The organism is Amycolatopsis sp. NPDC059235 (assembly GCF_042754125.1).
Taxonomy (GTDB): domain Bacteria; phylum Actinomycetota; class Actinomycetes; order Mycobacteriales; family Pseudonocardiaceae; genus Amycolatopsis; species Amycolatopsis albidoflava.
In genome coordinates this window covers 19,727-35,678 of record NZ_JBHZAG010000096.1, presented here as the reverse complement: position 1 = coordinate 35,678, position 15,952 = coordinate 19,727, and the positions used below count along the sequence as shown (strand labels likewise).

Here is a 15,952-nt window from a genome sequence, read left to right as displayed (position 1 = left end):
AAACGCGGCCGAGGCGGCTCTCCACTCCCGCAGCGGTGGGGGGGGGGGGGGGTGTGGGGGTACTCTTAACAAAAAAAAGCCCGGCCCCGGCCCAGCAACCCCGCCGAGCCCGGCTTGGGGGGCGGGGGCGCCCCCCCCCCCCCCCCTTCCGGTCATTTTCCGGGTTTCGGCGGCTTCCCGTCCTTCTCCGGCCGCCGCGCGGGCGGGTCCTGGCCGATCACCGGCGGAGTCACCTGCGCGGGCTCGCCGAAGATCTCGGAGGTCTTCGCCGCCGTGCGCTGCCTCGGCTTGTGCTGCGAGATTCCGCCGCCACCGCCTCCGCCGCCCATTCCGGCGAAGCCCATCATCGGCATCATCGACGTGCCCGAGCCCTGATTCGCCGCCGCGGCCTGCGGTGCCGGGGCGACCGGCTCGACCGGCGGAATGCCCGCCTGACCTTGCTCCAGCCGCGGATCGGCGGCGGTTTCCTTGCCGTGATGGGAATCCTCGGCGGCGGACGGGCTCACCGAATCGTCCGAAGCGGACTCGGCAGAGGCCGCCGAGGCCGCCGAGGCCGCCGAGGCCACTGTGGACTCTCCGGCCGCGGCATCGGCCGACGGACTGGTCCCGGCAGCGGCGCCCGCGGGGGCACTCGCGGGCCCGTCCGCGTCGTGCAGCCGGAACTGCTCCGCCGGATAGTGGTGCCGCAGTTCGATGCTCGACGGGCTCCCCGCCGGAGCGTCGACCCCGGAGCACAACCGGCCGAACTCGCGCAGCACGTCCTCCGCCGCCTCGTGCAAGGACTTCAGCGACTGCTCGGTCTCCCGCATCTGCGAACGCGCCCGGGAAGCGCCCCCACTGGGCAGCATCGCCGATTCGGACAGCAAATCAGCGGCGTCGACCAGCACCTCCTCCGCCGCGCCCGCGATCTTGCGCAGTGATTCGGTGAGCTGGTCGAGCGAACCGGCGAGCGCGTCGAGCGCGTCCTCCGCCCCCTCGCTCGCGGCGCGAATTTCGCCAAGGTAGGCGACAAACGCGTCCGCGTCGGGGCCGGACCACGACGCGTCGATCCGGCCGAGATCCTCCGCGAGGTCCTTGGACACCCTGGCCGCCGTGCGGGCCGCGGCACGCAGGCTCTCGGCCTCCGCGTCCAGTTCCTCCCAGCGGCCGGTGAGCGGCTGGTAGTAGGCGGCGACCGGATCCGGCACACCCAGCTCGCGGGCGAGCTCGGTCACGTACGCCAGAGACGGCTCCGTCACGAGATCCTCCCGGCGCGCTCGATCCGCTCGGCTGCGTCGGCGTCCCGCTCGGCGTGGCCGGTGGTGAGCTGCTCCAGCGCCGCGGTGACCGACCGCAGCGCGGCCACCCCGGCGGTGAGCTGGCCGCGCAACGCCTGCGAAGCCTGCGCGTACGACTCCGGCACGCCCAGCCGCGCGGCCGCCTCGCCGTACGCCTCGGCGGTGGTCGCTCGCGCGCCCACCTCGCCCGCGGCGGTCTCCAGTTCGTCGGCCGCCTGCGCGACTTTCGCCGCGTAGCCGCCGACGACCGCGCCGTCGATCCGCACGGCGCTTGTTCCCGGACTGCTTCCCGGCGCTGACACGTTGAACCCTCCGCTCACCCGGCTATGTCCGAGTGTGACGGACGGAACCCGCTGTCAGTTCCCCGCGGGTTGCTGCTGTCCGGCCGCCTGCGGTTTGTACGAGCCCGCGTTCGGGTCGATCGGCACCGAATCGAACTGCTTCATGACGTTCTGCACGTTCAGCGACGCCCCGGTCGGCAGCAGCCCGATGATCGATTCCGGAGCGGGAAGCCGGTTGTTCAGCCCCAGCTCCTCCGCGGTCGCCGCGTCCGGGACGCCGTAGCGGATGCCGCGGTCGGAGATCAGCTGGATCGGTCCCTTGTTGAAGGTCGCGCTCGTCTCGGTGGCCGACTGCACCACCGCGCCGTACCCGGTCGGCATGTAGAAGCCGGTGATCGGCACGCCGTTCGGGCCGGTGTTGCTGACGCTGATGATCTTCGAGGTGCCGTCGGCGTTCTTCTCCACCGGGATCTGCTTGTTGATGTAGACCGAGGTGTGCGCCTGGCTGTGGTCGGCGTTGAGTGTCCAACCGAGACACGACACCGGCGACTGGACGGCGTCGAGAACGGTCGGCACGACCTGCGGGTAGGTGTCGACCCGCACGTAGCCGGGGTCGCCCTGCTGCAGCACCTTGACGTTGTTGATCTTGTCGAGGCCCAGCGTCGGCGTGGTGGCCGTGCCGCCGCTCTTCGCCGTGCGGACGATGTCCGCGACCGCGGGCGACACCTTCTGGATGCCGTTCTTCGCGATGAGCCAGAACTCCTGCGCCCCGCCGGTCGGCTGGGTCGAGAAGACGTTGCCGACGGTCAGTCCGTCGAAGCTGCTCGACGGCGTCGAACCCTCGTCGGCCACCGGCGGCGGGATCAGCTTGGTGACCTCGGGGATCGCGTTCAGCAAAGCCTGCGACACCTTGCGCGACTTCGTCGGCAGATGCAGCGCGGACCGCACCGGGTCGTTGGAGCCGGACGGCACCTCGGCGCGCACGGTGTTCGCGTTCGACCGGTAGATGAGGTAGGTCTTGCCGTTCCCGGCGTCGCCGAGCAGCGCCTGGTTCTGCTGCAGTTCGCTGCCGAGCTTGTCGATGCCGGCGATCACGTCGGTGTTGGTCTTGTTGACCGAATCCGGCTGCGGCAGCGACAAGTCGAGCACGACCTCGTCGCACACCGCCCAGTTGGGGGTGATCCGCTGGTCCGCCGACGGCAGCAGCTGCGGCCCGTCCGGGATGCCGGTGAGCTTCTCGCGCGGCATGTTCTTCAACTGTTCATCGGAGACGACAGTCGGGTTCTTCACCTCGGCCGCCTGCTGCTGGCCGCCTTGGCCGCCGCCCGGCTGTCCCTGGCTGCTCTGCTGCTTCTGCGCCATGAGGATCAGCCGCGCCGACGCGAGGTTGAAGGTGGGAATCAGTCGCGACGGGTTGCCCGTGACGACATACACGGTGCCGGACTGCTCGCCGATCACGATGTTGTCCGACTGCGGCACCGCGGGCGCGGGGCTCAACAGGCCCCACAGCACGAAAACGACGGCGCCCAGCACGCCGAGGATGACGCCGACCGCGGTCGCGCGCCCGTGCGAGCGCATCGGGTCGTGCAACATCACCGCATCACGGCGGACCAGCGCGGACTGCATCCTGCGCAGGACGAACTTGTATGCCTGAACCTGAGACTTAGTCGTGGGTGTTGATGGCATTCTCGACCTACAGTCCTCCCCGTCGCGGTACGGTTCCGCAGGATAGCCGTACGGGGACCGTCTGGTGTGGGGTTTCTACCAACTCCGGTTAGGGTCAGGCATCCCGGGACCGGCTTTCCGGGTACGCAGCACTCACGAGGGGAAGAGAACGCGCGGATGTCCGTCAGCACGCCTCCACGTCCGCCTGGTCCGCAGGGACCGCCACCGCCTCCCGGGGGACGTCCCCCGGGTCCGCCGCAGCGGCCCGGCAGAACCGGCGGACCCGGTGCGGCTCCCGGCGGTCCCGGCATGCCCCCTCGCACTCCCGCTCCCGGCGGGCCCGGAGGTCCTGGCGGACCCGGCGGTCCCGGACGGCCGGGCGGGCCGGTCACTCCCGGACCCGGTGTTCCCAAGCCCGGCGGCCCCGGCGCGCCTGGGCCCGGCGGACCCAAGCCTGGCGGCCCCGGTGGTCCCGGCGGTCCTAAGCCTGGCGGACCTGGCGGCCCCAATCCCGGTGGTCCTGGTGGACCGGGCGGACCTGGTGGCCCCACCGGCCCGCGCACTGGACGTCCTGGCGGCGGCGGGCCTGGCGGTCCCCGTCCGGGTGGTCCCGGCGGCCCTGGCGGTCCCGGTGGACCCGGCGGCGGTGGCCCCGGCGGTCCGGGAGGCCCTGGCGGCGGCGGTCCCGGTGGTCCGGGCGGTCCCGGCGGCGGCGGACCTGGCGGCCCGGGTGGCCCTGGCAGTCCCGGCGGACCGGGCGGCGGCCCCGAAAGCAGCGAACCCGCGCCGACCGGCGGCGGCACCGCGACCGCGCTCCGGATGGCCCCGCCCTCGCGGCGGCGCTCCGGCGGCATCTCGCTCGGCCCGCTGCCGGTGGTCAACCTGGTCGTGCTGGAAGTCGGCGTCGCGATCGGGCTCGTGCTGCTCGCGATCAACATGCAGCTCAAGTACGTCGCGATCGGCGTCGCGGCGCTCGGCCTGATCTTCGCGTTCCTGCGCGTCGGCGGGCGCTGGTTCACCCAGTGGCTTTCGCTGACGTTGCGGTACCGGTTCCGCTCGCGCGGCCGGGTGGCGACCCCTCCGCCGCCGACCAGCATCGAGGAACTCGCCGAGGAAAGCGCCGTCACCGGCCCGGAGGACGCGCGCGTCAGCCTGCTGCGGCTGGCCGTGCCGGACCTCGTGGTGGCGCACGCCGTCGACCACGAACGGCAGGAAGTCGGCATCGCCTGGAACGACGGCACCTGGACCGCGGTCCTGCTCGTCGAGCCGATGCCGGCGATGATCTCCCAGGCCGGCGGCGCGCCCAGCCTTCCGCTGTCCGCGCTCGCGCCGTGCCTGGAAGACCGCGGCGTGCTGCTCGATTCCATCCAGATGATCTGGCACAGCTACCCGGGTTCGGCCGCGATGCCCGCGGACGCCCCGGCGCTCAGCTCCTATCTCGAGGTGCTCGGCCCGCTGCCCGCGGCCGCGCGGCGGACGACGTGGATCGCGGTCCGGCTCGACCCGCGGCGCTGCCCGGAGGCGATCCGGGAACGCGGCGGCGGCGTCGTCGGCGCGCACCGCGCGATGATCGGCGCGCTGTCGCGGGTGCGGAACGCGCTGGAATCCCAGGGCGTGCCGACCCGGCCGCTCGACCCGGACGAGCTGCTGCGCGCCAGCATTTCGGCGGCCGAGCTCACCGCGGTCGCCGGTTCGAACGAGAAGGTCAGCCTGCAGGAGAGCTGGACCGGCGTCACCGCGGCCGGCATCGGGCACTCCAGCTACGCGATCACCGGCTGGCCCAAGGGAAAGATCAGCGGCAGCCTCAACGGGCTCACCAGCGTGCGCGCGCTGTCCGCGACGGTCGCCATGGCGATCTCGCCGTCCGCCGACGAGGGCCGCATCGGCCTGCGCGGCGTGGTGCGGCTCAGCGCCCGCAACCCGCGTGAGCTGGACGCGGCCGACCAGCGGCTGCAGAGCATCGCGGAGCGGCTGGACGTCGACCTGACCCCGTTGAAGGGCATGCAGATCTCGGCGTTCTCCGCGACGCTGCCGATCGGAGGGACGGCATGAGCGCCGCTTGCCAGCGAATCATCGTTATTCATGCCGCCGCCTCCCGGGCAGTCGGCGTGAAACTCCTCAAGGAGGCGGCGGCATGAGCACCCGAGTTCGCGACGCCGGGCAGAACACCGGCGTCGCCCCGGAATTCACCGTCGACCCGGCCATGCTCGACGCGATTAGCCCGTCCGGCGACCGCGGCGGCGTCGTCCTCGGCTCCGGCCTCAAGGGCGAACCGCTGACGGTGTCGGCGCTGCGCTCGCAGCCGACCCGCATCGTGCTCGTCGGAGGCCTCTACCTGGCCCGTCAGGTCGCGATGCGCGCCATGGCGACGGGCGCCTGGGTGGTCGTGGCCACCGGACGTCCGGCGGCGTGGCAGGTGCTGCAGCAGGCCGCCGGAAGCCGCGACGGACGTCCGTCGCCGCTGGTGCAGATCCGCCGGCTTTCGCCGGTCGAGCTGCCGCGCCCGTCCGAGGACGCCCCGCTGCTCGTGGTGACCGACGGCGGCCCGACCCCGCAGGACCTGTTCCCGCCCCGCTCGCCCTGGCAGACCACGGTGTACGTGCTGCCGTACCTGCACCCGCAGGCGGGCACCACGGCGAATGCGGCGGACCTCGTGCTGATGCAGCGGCTGCCCGCCGGACAGGCTGAACTGGCCGCCCGCATCTGGCGGCTGCCGCCGCAGATGATGCGCCAGCTGACCACGTTGAAGGACGACCAGGTCGTCGCGCTGGGCACGAACCTGTGGCGTCCGCTGCGGCTGGTCACGACGCAGAAGGAACAGCAGCTGCTCGGTCCGGTTCGCCGGGGCGACTGAGCACCTCCGGAACGTCGAAAGGCCTCCTTGCCGGGATTCCGGCAAGGAGGCCTTTTCACAGTTTGCGGTGTTCGGCCTCAGTCAAGACCACCACATTCGGCGGGAGGCCGATGGCCCACTCCGCCAGGCGCTCAGCCACCGCCTGATACGGCAAAGTCCCGGTCGCGGTCGCGATCACCAGGTCGTACGCGTCGTCCTCCGGCGCGTCCAGGTCGTAGTCGTTGAGCCCGTAGAAGACGTACACCGACATCCAGCCCAGCCGCTTGTTGCCGTCGATCAGCGGATGGTTCCGGACGATGGATTCCAGCAGCACCGCGGCTTTCTCGTGCGGGTCCGGATAAGCGTCCTGCCCCATCAGCGAGGACTGCGGCCGGTGCGCCGCCGCGTCGAGCAAGCCCAGATCGCGTACCCGGGGCACCCCGAGATCGCCCGCCAGCGTGAGCAGATCGTCGAGCGTCAGGTACTCGATCACTGCGCCAGGCGATCAAGCAGGGAGGCGTAGCGGGCGCGGCCTTCCGCGGACAGGTCTCGAACCCGGTCGTCCCGGACCCGGCGGGCCGCGGCGTCCGCGATCGCACGCACCACCGCTTCGTGCTTGCTCACCCCGTCCGCCTCGGCAAGCAACGCGAGCGCACGCTCCAACTCGTCGTTCAACCGCAAAGTCATCGCCATGAGGTGGATGATACCACTCTGGTATCACCGGTGGCCTGCTCTTTTACCGCAGGCCCGGCCTAAAGCTCGGTCGACGACCGCACATTCCGGGTCTGCTCCGCCCGCGCGGCCAGCAGATCGTCGGGCGGGTAGTCCACCGCCGTCAACGTCAGCCCGTGCGCCGGAGCGACCGCGCTGTCCCGCGCCCCGCTCGCCAAAACATCGCCAGGCCAGCCGGTTCCGCGCCGCCCGTCCCCCACGAGCAGCAACACCCCGACCAGGCTCCGGACCATGGAATGGCAGAACGCGTCCGCGCTGACCCGGACTTCCAGCAGGTGCTCGTCGATCCGGGTCCATTCCAGACGCTGCAGCTCGCGGATCGTCGTGCCGCCCTCGCGCTGTTTGCAGTACGCCGCGAAGTCCTGCAGCCCCAGCAAGGTCTCAGCGGCGGCGTTCATCCGCTCTGTCGACAGTGGACGGCCCCAGGCCAGAGTGTCGTTGCGCCGCAAGGGATCGACGCCCCACGGGGCATCTGAGACGCGATACCGGTAGTGCCTGCGGATGGCCGAGAACCGGGCGTCGAAACCCGCCGGGGCCACGCGGGCGTTCAACACCCGGGCGTCGGCGGGCAAAAGCTTGTTCCAGCGGCCGCGCATCCGCGTCAGATCCGGGATTCCCCGTTCGTCCACGGGAATCCGCCCCGGCGCACCAGGCGCGAACGGGACGACGTCGACGTGCACGACCTGACCCGTCGCGTGCACCCCGGCATCCGTGCGGCCCGCGACGACCACGGACTTCGGCACCGACTCCCCCGGCGGCTGGCGCTGCAACGCCTGTTCCAGTTCGGCCTGCACGGTGCGGCGGCCGGGCTGGCGGGCCCAGCCGGAGAAATCCGTGCCGTCGTAACTCACGTCCAAGCGCAGACGAACGAGCCCGCCCTCCCCGTGGGGAGCGGCGGGCTCGTCCGATGTAGACAGTGCCGGCAGGACTCAGTCCTTCTTGGCGTCCGCGTCGTCCGAGGCAGCAGCCTCGTCCGCGGCCGGGGCGGCCTCTTCGGCAGCCGGGGCCTCTTCGGTCGAGGCGGGAGCCTCAGCGGCTTCCTCGACGACCGGAGCGGCGGCGACCTCGTCCTTGGCGAACTTGGTGCCGCGGGCCCGCTCGGCCTCAGAGGTGACGGTCTTCTCCGCGACCAGTTCGATGACGGCCATGGCGGCGTTGTCGCCCTTGCGCGGCATCGTCTTGGTGATGCGGGTGTAACCGCCGGCGCGCTCCGCGAAGTGCGGGCCGATCTCGGCGAACAGCTTGTGCACGACGTCCTTGTCCCGGACGACCTTCTGCACCAGGCGACGGTTGTGCAGGTCGCCCCGCTTCGCCTTGGTGATCAGCTTCTCGGCCAGCGGGCGGACCCGCTTGGCCTTGGCCTCGGTCGTCGTGATCTTGCCGTGCTCGAACAGCTGAGTGGCCAGGTTGGCCAGGATCAGCCGCTCGTGCGCGGCAGACCCGCCGAGCCGGGCTCCCTTGGTAGGGGTGGGCATGACTTTCTCCTAGTTCAGCTCACAGCGTCCGGGCACGAGGCCTCAGAGCTGCTCGGTCTCTGCGTAGTCCTGGCCATCGTCGTGGCCGTCGTCCGAAATCCCGCCGCCGATGCCGGCGACCCCTTCCGACCAGCCTTCGCCGTCGTAGCTGGTGGCAGCCGCGGACGGGTCGAACCCGGGCGGGCTGTCCTTCAGCGCGAGGCCGAGGCCGACGAGCTTCAGCTTGACCTCGTCGATCGACTTGGCGCCGAAGTTGCGGATGTCGAGAAGGTCCGCCTCGCTGCGCGAGACCAGCTCGCCAACGGTGTGGATGCCTTCGCGCTTCAGGCAGTTGTACGACCGGACGGTGAGGTCCAGGTCCTCGATCGGCATCGCGTAGGCGGCGATGGTGTCCGCCTCCTGCGGCGACGGGCCGATCTCGATGCCCTCGGCGTCGACGTTCAGCTCGCGGGCGAGACCGAACAGCTCCACCAGCGTCTTGCCGGCCGAGGCCACCGCGTCGCGCGCGGTGATCGACGGCTTGGTCTCGACGTCCAGGATCAGCTTGTCGAAGTCGGTGCGCTGCTCGACACGGGTGGCCTCGACCTTGTAGGTCACCTTCAGCACCGGCGAGTAGATCGAGTCGACCGGGATCCGGCCGATCTCCGCGCCCGCCTGCTTGTTCTGCAGGGCCGGAACGTAACCGCGGCCGCGCTCGACGACGAGCTCGATCTCGAGCTTGCCCTTGCCGTTCAGCGACGCGATGTGCAGATCCGGGTTGTGCACGGTGACGCCCGCGGGCGGCACGATGTCGGCAGCCGTGACCTCACCGGGGCCCTGCTTGCGCAGGTACATGGTGACCGGCTCGTCCTCTTCCGAGGACACGACCAGTTCCTTCAGGTTCAGGATGATGTCGGTGACGTCTTCCTTCACCCCGGGAACGGTGGTGAATTCGTGCAGCACGCCGTCGATGCGGATGCTCGTCACGGCCGCGCCCGGGATGGACGACAGCAGCGTGCGCCGCAGCGAGTTGCCGAGCGTGTAGCCGAAGCCGGGCTCCAGCGGCTCGATGGTGAACCGGGAGCGAGTCTCGTTGACCGTCTCTTCGCCGAGAGCCGGCCGCTGGGAAATCAGCATTTCTTAGTTTCCTTTCCAGACGACGCCCGCCATATGACGTCGAAGGGATGGCGTGGCGGCGGCGCACTCTGGGCGCCGCCGCCCTGCAACCAGTCGCAGAGACCGGTTACTTCGAGTAAAGCTCGACGATCAACTGTTCCTGAACCGGAACATCGATCTGCGCGCGCTCCGGCAACTGGTGGACCAGCACGCGGAGGTTCGACGGAACGACCTGCAGCCACGCCGGGACCGGACGGTCGCCGAAGGACTCCTTCGCGACCACGAACGGAAGCGTGCCCGCCGACTTCGGCTTGACGTCGATGATGTCCCACTTGGTGACCTGGTAGGACGGCACGTTGACCTTGACGCCGTTGACCAGGAAGTGGCCGTGGCTCACCAGCTGCCGCGCCTGACGGCGGGTGCGGGCGATGCCGGCGCGGTAGATCACGTTGTCCAGCCGGGACTCGAGGATCTGCAGCAGGTTCTCACCGGTCTTGCCCGGACGCCGCACGGCTTCCTTGTAGTACCGGACGAACTGGCGCTCGAGAACGCCGTAGGTGTAGCGAGCCTTCTGCTTCTCCTGCGACTGCAGGAGGTACTCGGACTCCTTGATGCGCCCGCGGCCGTGCTGGCCCGGCGGGTAGGGGCGACGCTCGAAAGCCTGGTCGCCGCCGATGAGGTCAACCTTGAGGCGACGCGAAATACGCGTCGCGGGGCCGGTGTAACGAGCCATTTCTTAGTACTCCTCCCCGTTCCTCAGACCCGGCGCCGCTTGGGCGGGCGGCAGCCGTTGTGAGGCTGCGGGGTCACGTCCTGGATGGTGCCGACCTCGAGGCCGGCCGCCTGCAGCGAGCGGATCGCCGTCTCGCGGCCCGAACCCGGGCCCTTCACGAAAACGTCGACCTTCTTCATGCCGTGCTCGGCAGCCTTGCGGGCGGCGTTCTCGGCGGCCATCTGCGCGGCGAACGGAGTCGACTTGCGCGAGCCCTTGAAGCCCACGTGGCCGCTCGACGCCCACGCGATCACGGCGCCGGTCGGGTCCGTGATCGAGACGATGGTGTTGTTGAAGGTGCTCTTGATGTGCGCGTGACCGTGCGCGACATTCTTCTTTTCCTTGCGGCGGACCTTCTTGGCCCCCGCAGTGCGGCTCTTGGGTGGCATGTTCTGAGGGATCTCCTGTTAGCGCGCGTTCTCTTGGTGAGCGGCGACCGCTTCCTGCTGCCCGCGGCGGATGATGGATCCGGCGTCGGTGTAGAGGTTGCGCAGTGCCATCGGGCGGGCGTAGAGCGCCTTGGGCGAGACACAAGCCGTGGAGCGACGGACGGAACCGCCCATGCGAACGACCTTCTTGCCCTGGGTGCTCACTTCTTGCCAGCCTTCTTCTTGCCGGCGACCGTCTTCTTCGGGCCCTTGCGGGTGCGGGCGTTGGTCTTGGTGCGCTGACCGCGCACCGGCAGACCGCGACGCCAGCGCAGACCCTGGTAGGTCCCGATCTCGATCTTGCGCCGGATGTCGGCGTTCACCTCACGGCGAAGGTCACCCTCGACCTTGAAGTTTTCGTCGATGTAGTCCTTCAGCTTGACGAGATCCTCGTCGCTGAGGTCCTTGACGCGGGTGTCGGCGTTCAGCTCGGCAGCAGCGATCATCTGCTTCGAGCGGGTACGGCCGATCCCGTAGATGTAAGTCAGCGCGATCTCCAACCGCTTCTCGCGGGGGAGGTCGACGCCAGCGAGTCGTGCCACTGGTGCTCCTTTTTCGGGTTCGTCTCCAGGTCTGCTCCCCGTCCGGTTCCGGAACCGACTCGCCTGTCGTGCCCGGGGCTTGCGCCCCGGGTGTCCCGGCCCCGGCCTGAAGTCCGGGGGTGCACCGGGCCGCTTTCGCGGCCCGGCAGGTACGGGGAGGGTGGGTAGCCGTCAAGCGGCCTGCTGCAGTGCGGTGGTCAGCCCTGACGCTGCTTGTGACGCAGGTTCTCGCAGATCACCATGATCCGGCCGTGACGGCGGATCACCTTGCACTTGTCGCAGATCTTCTTGACGCTCGGCTGGACCTTCACGTCTTCCTGCTTCCTGCTCTGCTCGGCTCTGGCGTGATCACTTGTAGCGGTAGACGATGCGACCACGGGAGAGGTCGTAGGGCGACAGCTCCACGACAACCCTGTCCTCCGGCAGGATGCGGATGTAGTGCTGCCGCATCTTGCCGCTGATGTGTGCCAGGACCTTGTGGCCGTTCTCCAACTCGACGCGGAACATCGCGTTGGGGAGCGGCTCGACCACGCGGCCTTCGACCTCGATGGCCCCGTCTTTCTTAGCCATGTCCTCCGCAATCCCTGATGCACGCTTGATGTGCACAGCGTGATCGGTTTTGAGCTCGAGTCCTTGCTTACTGGGTGGTGCTCGGCCACACTCGGCCCCGGGTCCATGAGGTTCGCGAGAATTCACGAGCATGCTGGAACCGGCGCATGAGCGCGCCGACTTGACAGTGTACGCAACCCGTGCAGTGCCCCGTCGACCGGGGGTGAAGTAGACCCTTGTGAGTGGCGGCGCGGGGCCGCTCAGGACTCTTCGGGCAGGGTGAGCACCCAGGGACCGTCTTCGGTGATGGCGACGGTGTGCTCCCAGTGCGCGGCGCGCGAACCGTCGATGGTGACGACCGTCCAGCCGTCTTCCAGTTCGAGGGTTTCGCCGCTGCCGCCGGTCAGCATGGGCTCGACCGCGAGCGCCATGCCGGGCTTGAGCCGCGGGCCCTTGCCGGGTTTGCCGACGTTCGGCAGGAACGGCTCCATGTGCATCTCGCGGCCGATGCCGTGGCCGCCGTACTCGAGGATCATCCCGTACTCGCGGCCGTCGTCCCGGCCAGCCTTTTCGGCGGCGGTCTGCACAGCGAACGAGATGTCGGTGAGCCGGGAACCCGCGCGGACGGCTTCGATGCCCGCCCACATCGCGCGTTCGGTGGCCGCGGACAGCTGCCGGTCCTTTTCGCTGACCTCGCCGATCTCCAGCGTGACCGCGGAGTCGCCGTGCCAGCCGTCGAGGATCGCGCCGCAGTCGACCGAGATCAGGTCGCCCTCGGCGAGCACCTGCTTGCTCGACGGGATGCCATGCACGATCTGCTCGTTCACCGAGGCGCAGATCGACGCCGGGAACCCGTGGTAGCCCTTGAACGAGGGCACCGCGCCGGCGTCGCGGATCGTCTGCTCGGCCAGTTCGTCGAGCTCGGCCGTGCTGACCCCGGGCCGCGCGAGTTCGCGCACGCCGGCCAGGGTGCGGGCGACGACGAGTCCTGCCGCCCGCATGGCCTCCAGCTCGCCGCGGGTCTTGACCTCGATCATGCGCCCGCGGCGGAGCACTTGCAGAACACGCAATCCTCCGAGGTTCACGTGCGGTCGCGCAGCGCTTTCAGCACGCGGTCCGAGATCTCCTGCACCTCGCCGACGCCGTCGACCTTCACCAGGATGTCGGCGTAGTACTCCAGCAGCGGCGCGGTCTCCGACACGTACACCTGCTGGCGGCGGCGGATCACGTCTTCGGTGTCGTCCGAGCGGCCGCGCGACATGAGGCGGCCGACGACGACGTCCTCGGCCACGTCGAGCTGGATGACCGCGTCGAGCTTGGTGTCGGCGTCGCTCAGCATCTCGCCGAGGACCTCGGCCTGCTTGGTGTTGCGGGGGAACCCGTCGAGCAGGAAGCCCGCCTTCGCGTCCGGTTCGGCCAGCCGCTCGCGGACCATCTCGTTGGTCACCGAGTCCGGCACCAGTTCGCCCGAGTCCAGGTACCGCTTGGCCTCCTGGCCGAGCGGGGTCTCCTGGCCCACGTGCGCCCGGAACAGGTCGCCCGTCGAGATGTGCGGGATCCGCAGCTGCTCGGACAGGGCAATCGCCTGCGTGCCTTTGCCCGCGCCGGGCGGGCCGACGAGAACCAGTCGCGTCACTTCAAGAACCCTTCGTAGTTGCGCTGCATCAGCTGGCTTTCGATCTGTTTCACGGTGTCGAGCCCGACGCCGACCATGATCAGCACAGCCGTGCCACCGAACGGGAAGTTCTGGTTGTTCCCGCTGCCGGTGAGGGACAGGAAGAAGTTCGGGAGGATCGCGATGATGCCCAGGTACAGCGAGCCGGGAAGAGTGATCCGGCCCAGCACGAAGCTGAGGTACTCGGCGGTGGGACGACCGGGCCGGATGCCCGGGATGAAGCCGCCGAACTTCTTCATCTCTTCCGCACGCTCGTCCACGTTGAACGTGATCGTGATGTAGAAGTAGGTGAAGAAGATGATCAACAGGAAGTAGAGCAGGATGTGCACCCAGCTGCTCTGGTTGACCAGGTAGTTCTGAATGAACGACTGCCAGCCCGAGTTGCTCTGCGGGTCGCCGATCAGCTGGCTGAGCAGCTGCGGCAGGTACAGCAGCGAAGAGGCGAAAATGACCGGGATGACACCGGCCTGGTTCACCTTGATCGGCAGGTAGGTCGAGGTGCCGCCGTACATCCGGCGACCGACCATGCGCTTGGCGTACTGCACCGGGATCCGGCGCTGGCCCTGCTCGACGAAGATGACGCTGGCGATGATCACCAAGCCGAACGCGAGAACCACGACCAGCGCGACGCCGCCGCCGTTGCTGATGATGTTGGCGCCCTCGGCCGGGATGCGGGCCGCGATGTTCAGGAAGATCAGGACGGACATGCCGTTGCCGACGCCGCGCTCGGTGATGAGCTCGCCCAGCCACATCATCACCGCGGTGCCCGCGGTCATGGTGACCACGATCAGCGTCAGCGAATAGATGCTGTTGTCCGGGATGATCGGCTGCGAGCAACCCTGGAACAGGGTGCCGCGGTCGGCCAGCGCGACCACGCCGGTGGCCTGCAGGATCGCCAGCGCGATCGTGAGGTACCGGGTGTACTGGGTCAGCTTGTTCTGGCCGGACTGGCCTTCCTTCTTCAGCTCCTCGAAGCGAGGGATGACCACGGTGAGCAGCTGAATGATGATGCTCGCGGTGATGTAGGGCATGATGCCCGTCGCGAACAGCGACAGCTGCAGCAGCGCACCGCCGCTGAAGAGGTTGAGCAGCTGGTACACGCCCTGCTGATCGGCCTGTGCGGTACAGGCCTGCACGGCGGCGAACGAGACCCCCGGAGCCGGGATGGTTGCACCGATCCGGTAGACCGCGACGATGGCTAGCGTGAACAGGATCTTCTTGCGTAGATCCGGCGTCGCGAGAGCCGAGCGGAATGCGCTGAGCACGCGGGGGACCTCCTCGGCGTCGTCGGTCGTCCCAACCGACGATCGGCTTGGCCGGTACGAGACCGGCGGGATGTCTGACTCACTGGCAAGCCAGGAACGCTTCAGGGCAAACAGGCCCGGAAGCGTGCCGCCGACTCTAACAGCTTCGCACGGGCCGCCCGCAGCGCGTGTGCGTTTTACGTCTCAGCGCGAGACAGCCCCGCGGCGCTGAGCCGCAGGTGAGGCCAGTCGGAGCACAGATGATCACCTGTTCGGCCCGCACCGTTCGGCGGGCTTTCCCACAGCAGCACGAAAAAACGCCACCGCCCGCGCCCCCGCTGACGATCCATGAGGGGAACCTTCACGGACTCAGAGTCCCTCAGGGTTCCCCTCACGGACCGCCCCAGGGCTCCCCTCCGAACCGGCATTCCCTCAAGGGGCCCCTCACGGAACCAGATTCCCTCAAGGAGCCCTTCACGGACCGCCTCCGCCCACCGCCGGGACGCGCCCCAATGTGGCATTGGGTGCGTCAGACGCACCGAACGCCACATTGGGTGCGTGCGATGCACCCAATGCCACATTGGGGCGCAAGCCCCCACCCACCAACAAACCGCACCGGTGCACCCAACGTTCGAGGCACCCAGCCCCTCCCCCGCACCCCGATACGAAGCCTCCCTGCGGTTCGGGGGTGCTTGTCAAGGCATCTTTCCCGCCTTGACAAGCACCCCCGAACCGTCAGCACAATCAAGCTTCGGGGTGCCCCACGCAACCACCAGCGATGTCGCCGCCAGGCGACGAGCCCCCCAAGAACTCAGCCCCACCGACTACGGCGAGCAACCACCCACCTCAACTCCCCGGCCGCCGCTTCTGCCGTTCGGTGTAATCCCGCATACGCTGCGGATAACCAACCCGCGCCACCTCATACACCGGAATCGTGTGCTTATGCCCGAACCGCTGCGCGGCGTCGAAACTCCCGATCCGCCGCCGGGTCCATTCGCCGTCGTGCGCGACGAGCACCACAGTGGTGTCGGTCACCGTGGTTTTCGGCTCGACGAAGGCTTCCACTCCGCGTCGGGCGGCAGCCCATTCCTGCAGGTAGCGGGTATCGGCCTGGCCTCCGGAGCGGCCTGCTCCGGCGGACGGGCCGCGTCTGCCGCGGCGGCGCAACGAGTCGAAGATCCCCACTTCGACCACCTTTCTTCCGGCGAGAGTCCGGACTCCATTATTCCCGGTGGCGCGTGTGGCCGGTGTCGCAGCGCCGCCTTGGCCCGGCTAGGTCGCAACACCGATCGGCGTAGTGACAAGATGGCTGTTGTCGCGCGCGCGTTTATACCGGGTGCCGCGGCGACCGAAGCTTCACCCCTATCGCTGCCGAGGAGTTATT

The 15,952-nt window shown here is 69.2% G+C and carries 20 protein-coding genes; 2 read left to right on the top strand and 18 right to left on the bottom strand.

The genetic code is table 11. The features are described from left to right. Window positions 1-152: 152 nt before the first annotated feature. From ACFXI3_RS39605 to eccB, 3 genes are all read right to left on the bottom strand, one after another. A complete protein-coding gene (locus ACFXI3_RS39605; protein ID WP_378406638.1) occupies window positions 153-1,238 on the bottom strand; it encodes a WXG100 family type VII secretion target in 1,086 nt (361 codons plus the stop codon). After that, window positions 1,235-1,543 (bottom strand): hypothetical protein, encoded by a 309-nt coding sequence (locus ACFXI3_RS39600; RefSeq protein ID WP_344270248.1) that lies wholly within the window; start codon window positions 1,541-1,543, stop codon window positions 1,235-1,237. The genes ACFXI3_RS39605 and ACFXI3_RS39600 overlap by 4 nt, the downstream gene beginning before the upstream one ends. Window positions 1,544-1,633: 90 nt before the next feature. Beyond that, window positions 1,634-3,184 (bottom strand): type VII secretion protein EccB, encoded by a 1,551-nt coding sequence (eccB, locus tag ACFXI3_RS39595; protein ID WP_377926201.1) that lies wholly within the window; start codon window positions 3,182-3,184, stop codon window positions 1,634-1,636. 858 nt (window positions 3,185-4,042) lie between these two features. Between eccB and eccE the strand changes: the two genes are divergently transcribed. Together eccE and ACFXI3_RS39585 are read left to right on the top strand one after the other, a co-directional pair. After that, on the top strand, window positions 4,043-5,275 hold the full coding sequence (gene eccE / locus ACFXI3_RS39590; protein WP_344270242.1) for a type VII secretion protein EccE: 1,233 nt from the start codon (window positions 4,043-4,045) through the stop codon (window positions 5,273-5,275). 82 nt (window positions 5,276-5,357) lie between these two features. Beyond that, window positions 5,358-6,077 (top strand): hypothetical protein, encoded by a 720-nt coding sequence (locus ACFXI3_RS39585; protein ID WP_067587903.1) that lies wholly within the window; start codon window positions 5,358-5,360, stop codon window positions 6,075-6,077. A 55-nt stretch (window positions 6,078-6,132) separates the two neighbouring features. Here the strand turns inward: ACFXI3_RS39585 and ACFXI3_RS39580 are convergent, their stop codons facing one another. The 15 genes from ACFXI3_RS39580 to ACFXI3_RS39510 all read right to left on the bottom strand — a co-directional run bounded on the left by ACFXI3_RS39580 (window position 6,133) and on the right by ACFXI3_RS39510 (window position 15,762). Beyond that, a complete protein-coding gene (locus tag ACFXI3_RS39580; protein WP_378406635.1) occupies window positions 6,133-6,549 on the bottom strand; it encodes a type II toxin-antitoxin system death-on-curing family toxin in 417 nt (138 codons plus the stop codon). Next, window positions 6,546-6,749, bottom strand: a complete 204-nt coding sequence (locus tag ACFXI3_RS39575; protein WP_344270230.1) for a CopG family transcriptional regulator — start codon at window positions 6,747-6,749, stop codon at window positions 6,546-6,548. The genes ACFXI3_RS39580 and ACFXI3_RS39575 overlap by 4 nt, the downstream gene beginning before the upstream one ends. Window positions 6,750-6,808: 59 nt before the next feature. After that, complete coding sequence (gene truA, locus ACFXI3_RS39570) at window positions 6,809-7,645, bottom strand: tRNA pseudouridine(38-40) synthase TruA (RefSeq protein WP_378406633.1); 837 nt, start codon at window positions 7,643-7,645, stop codon at window positions 6,809-6,811. 72 nt (window positions 7,646-7,717) lie between these two features. Further along, entirely contained in the window at window positions 7,718-8,263 is a 546-nt protein-coding gene (rplQ, locus tag ACFXI3_RS39565; protein ID WP_378406631.1) for a 50S ribosomal protein L17, read from the bottom strand. 42 nt (window positions 8,264-8,305) lie between these two features. Beyond that, window positions 8,306-9,379 carry a DNA-directed RNA polymerase subunit alpha gene (locus ACFXI3_RS39560; protein WP_009072342.1) on the bottom strand — a complete coding sequence of 358 codons (1,074 nt, stop codon included), beginning with the start codon at window positions 9,377-9,379 and terminating at the stop codon, window positions 8,306-8,308. Window positions 9,380-9,485: 106 nt separating this feature from the next. Further along, the gene (rpsD, locus tag ACFXI3_RS39555) at window positions 9,486-10,091 is read right to left on the bottom strand and encodes a 30S ribosomal protein S4 (RefSeq protein ID WP_344270220.1); all 606 of its coding nucleotides are present in this window, start codon (window positions 10,089-10,091) and stop codon (window positions 9,486-9,488) included. A gap of 23 nt (window positions 10,092-10,114) precedes the next feature. After that, window positions 10,115-10,519 carry a 30S ribosomal protein S11 gene (rpsK, locus tag ACFXI3_RS39550; protein WP_009072340.1) on the bottom strand — a complete coding sequence of 135 codons (405 nt, stop codon included), beginning with the start codon at window positions 10,517-10,519 and terminating at the stop codon, window positions 10,115-10,117. Window positions 10,520-10,537: 18 nt separating this feature from the next. Beyond that, complete coding sequence (locus ACFXI3_RS39545; protein WP_009072338.1) at window positions 10,538-10,723, bottom strand: hypothetical protein; 186 nt, start codon at window positions 10,721-10,723, stop codon at window positions 10,538-10,540. After that, a complete protein-coding gene (gene rpsM, locus ACFXI3_RS39540; protein ID WP_009072337.1) occupies window positions 10,720-11,100 on the bottom strand; it encodes a 30S ribosomal protein S13 in 381 nt (126 codons plus the stop codon). Before rpsM ends, ACFXI3_RS39545 begins: the two co-directional genes overlap by 4 nt. A gap of 197 nt (window positions 11,101-11,297) precedes the next feature. After that, on the bottom strand, window positions 11,298-11,411 hold the full coding sequence (gene rpmJ / locus ACFXI3_RS39535; RefSeq protein ID WP_004558882.1) for a 50S ribosomal protein L36: 114 nt from the start codon (window positions 11,409-11,411) through the stop codon (window positions 11,298-11,300). A gap of 37 nt (window positions 11,412-11,448) precedes the next feature. Next, window positions 11,449-11,670 (bottom strand): translation initiation factor IF-1, encoded by a 222-nt coding sequence (gene infA / locus ACFXI3_RS39530; RefSeq protein WP_004558881.1) that lies wholly within the window; start codon window positions 11,668-11,670, stop codon window positions 11,449-11,451. Between the two features lie 239 nt (window positions 11,671-11,909). Beyond that, on the bottom strand, window positions 11,910-12,686 hold the full coding sequence (map, locus tag ACFXI3_RS39525) for a type I methionyl aminopeptidase (protein WP_378406640.1): 777 nt from the start codon (window positions 12,684-12,686) through the stop codon (window positions 11,910-11,912). 44 nt (window positions 12,687-12,730) lie between these two features. Continuing rightward, entirely contained in the window at window positions 12,731-13,285 is a 555-nt protein-coding gene (locus ACFXI3_RS39520; RefSeq protein ID WP_378406628.1) for an adenylate kinase, read from the bottom strand. Then, the gene (gene secY / locus ACFXI3_RS39515; RefSeq protein ID WP_344270202.1) at window positions 13,282-14,589 is read right to left on the bottom strand and encodes a preprotein translocase subunit SecY; all 1,308 of its coding nucleotides are present in this window, start codon (window positions 14,587-14,589) and stop codon (window positions 13,282-13,284) included. Before secY ends, ACFXI3_RS39520 begins: the two co-directional genes overlap by 4 nt. 825 nt (window positions 14,590-15,414) lie before the next feature. After that, entirely contained in the window at window positions 15,415-15,762 is a 348-nt protein-coding gene (locus tag ACFXI3_RS39510; protein ID WP_344268400.1) for an oxidoreductase, read from the bottom strand. Window positions 15,763-15,952 lie beyond the last annotated feature (190 nt).

Bases quoted from the DNA above. Each gene is read 5' to 3' on its own strand.
- rplQ (WP_378406631.1), bottom strand. From the start codon at position 8,263: ATGCCCACCCCTACCAAGGGAGCCCGGCTCGGCGGGTCTGCCGCGCAC.
- ACFXI3_RS39575 (WP_344270230.1), bottom strand. From the start codon at position 6,749: ATGGCGATGACTTTGCGGTTGAACGACGAGTTGGAGCGTGCGCTCGCG.
- map (WP_378406640.1), bottom strand. From the start codon at position 12,686: ATGATCGAGGTCAAGACCCGCGGCGAGCTGGAGGCCATGCGGGCGGCA.
- eccB (WP_377926201.1), bottom strand. From the start codon at position 3,184: ATGCAGTCCGCGCTGGTCCGCCGTGATGCGGTGATGTTGCACGACCCG.
- ACFXI3_RS39560 (WP_009072342.1), bottom strand. From the start codon at position 9,379: ATGCTGATTTCCCAGCGGCCGGCTCTCGGCGAAGAGACGGTCAACGAG.
- eccE (WP_344270242.1), top strand. From the start codon at position 4,043: ATGGCCCCGCCCTCGCGGCGGCGCTCCGGCGGCATCTCGCTCGGCCCG.
- rpsK (WP_009072340.1), bottom strand. From the start codon at position 10,519: ATGCCACCCAAGAGCCGCACTGCGGGGGCCAAGAAGGTCCGCCGCAAG.
- ACFXI3_RS39585 (WP_067587903.1), top strand. From the start codon at position 5,358: ATGAGCACCCGAGTTCGCGACGCCGGGCAGAACACCGGCGTCGCCCCG.
- rpsD (WP_344270220.1), bottom strand. From the start codon at position 10,091: ATGGCTCGTTACACCGGCCCCGCGACGCGTATTTCGCGTCGCCTCAAG.
- infA (WP_004558881.1), bottom strand. From the start codon at position 11,670: ATGGCTAAGAAAGACGGGGCCATCGAGGTCGAAGGCCGCGTGGTCGAG.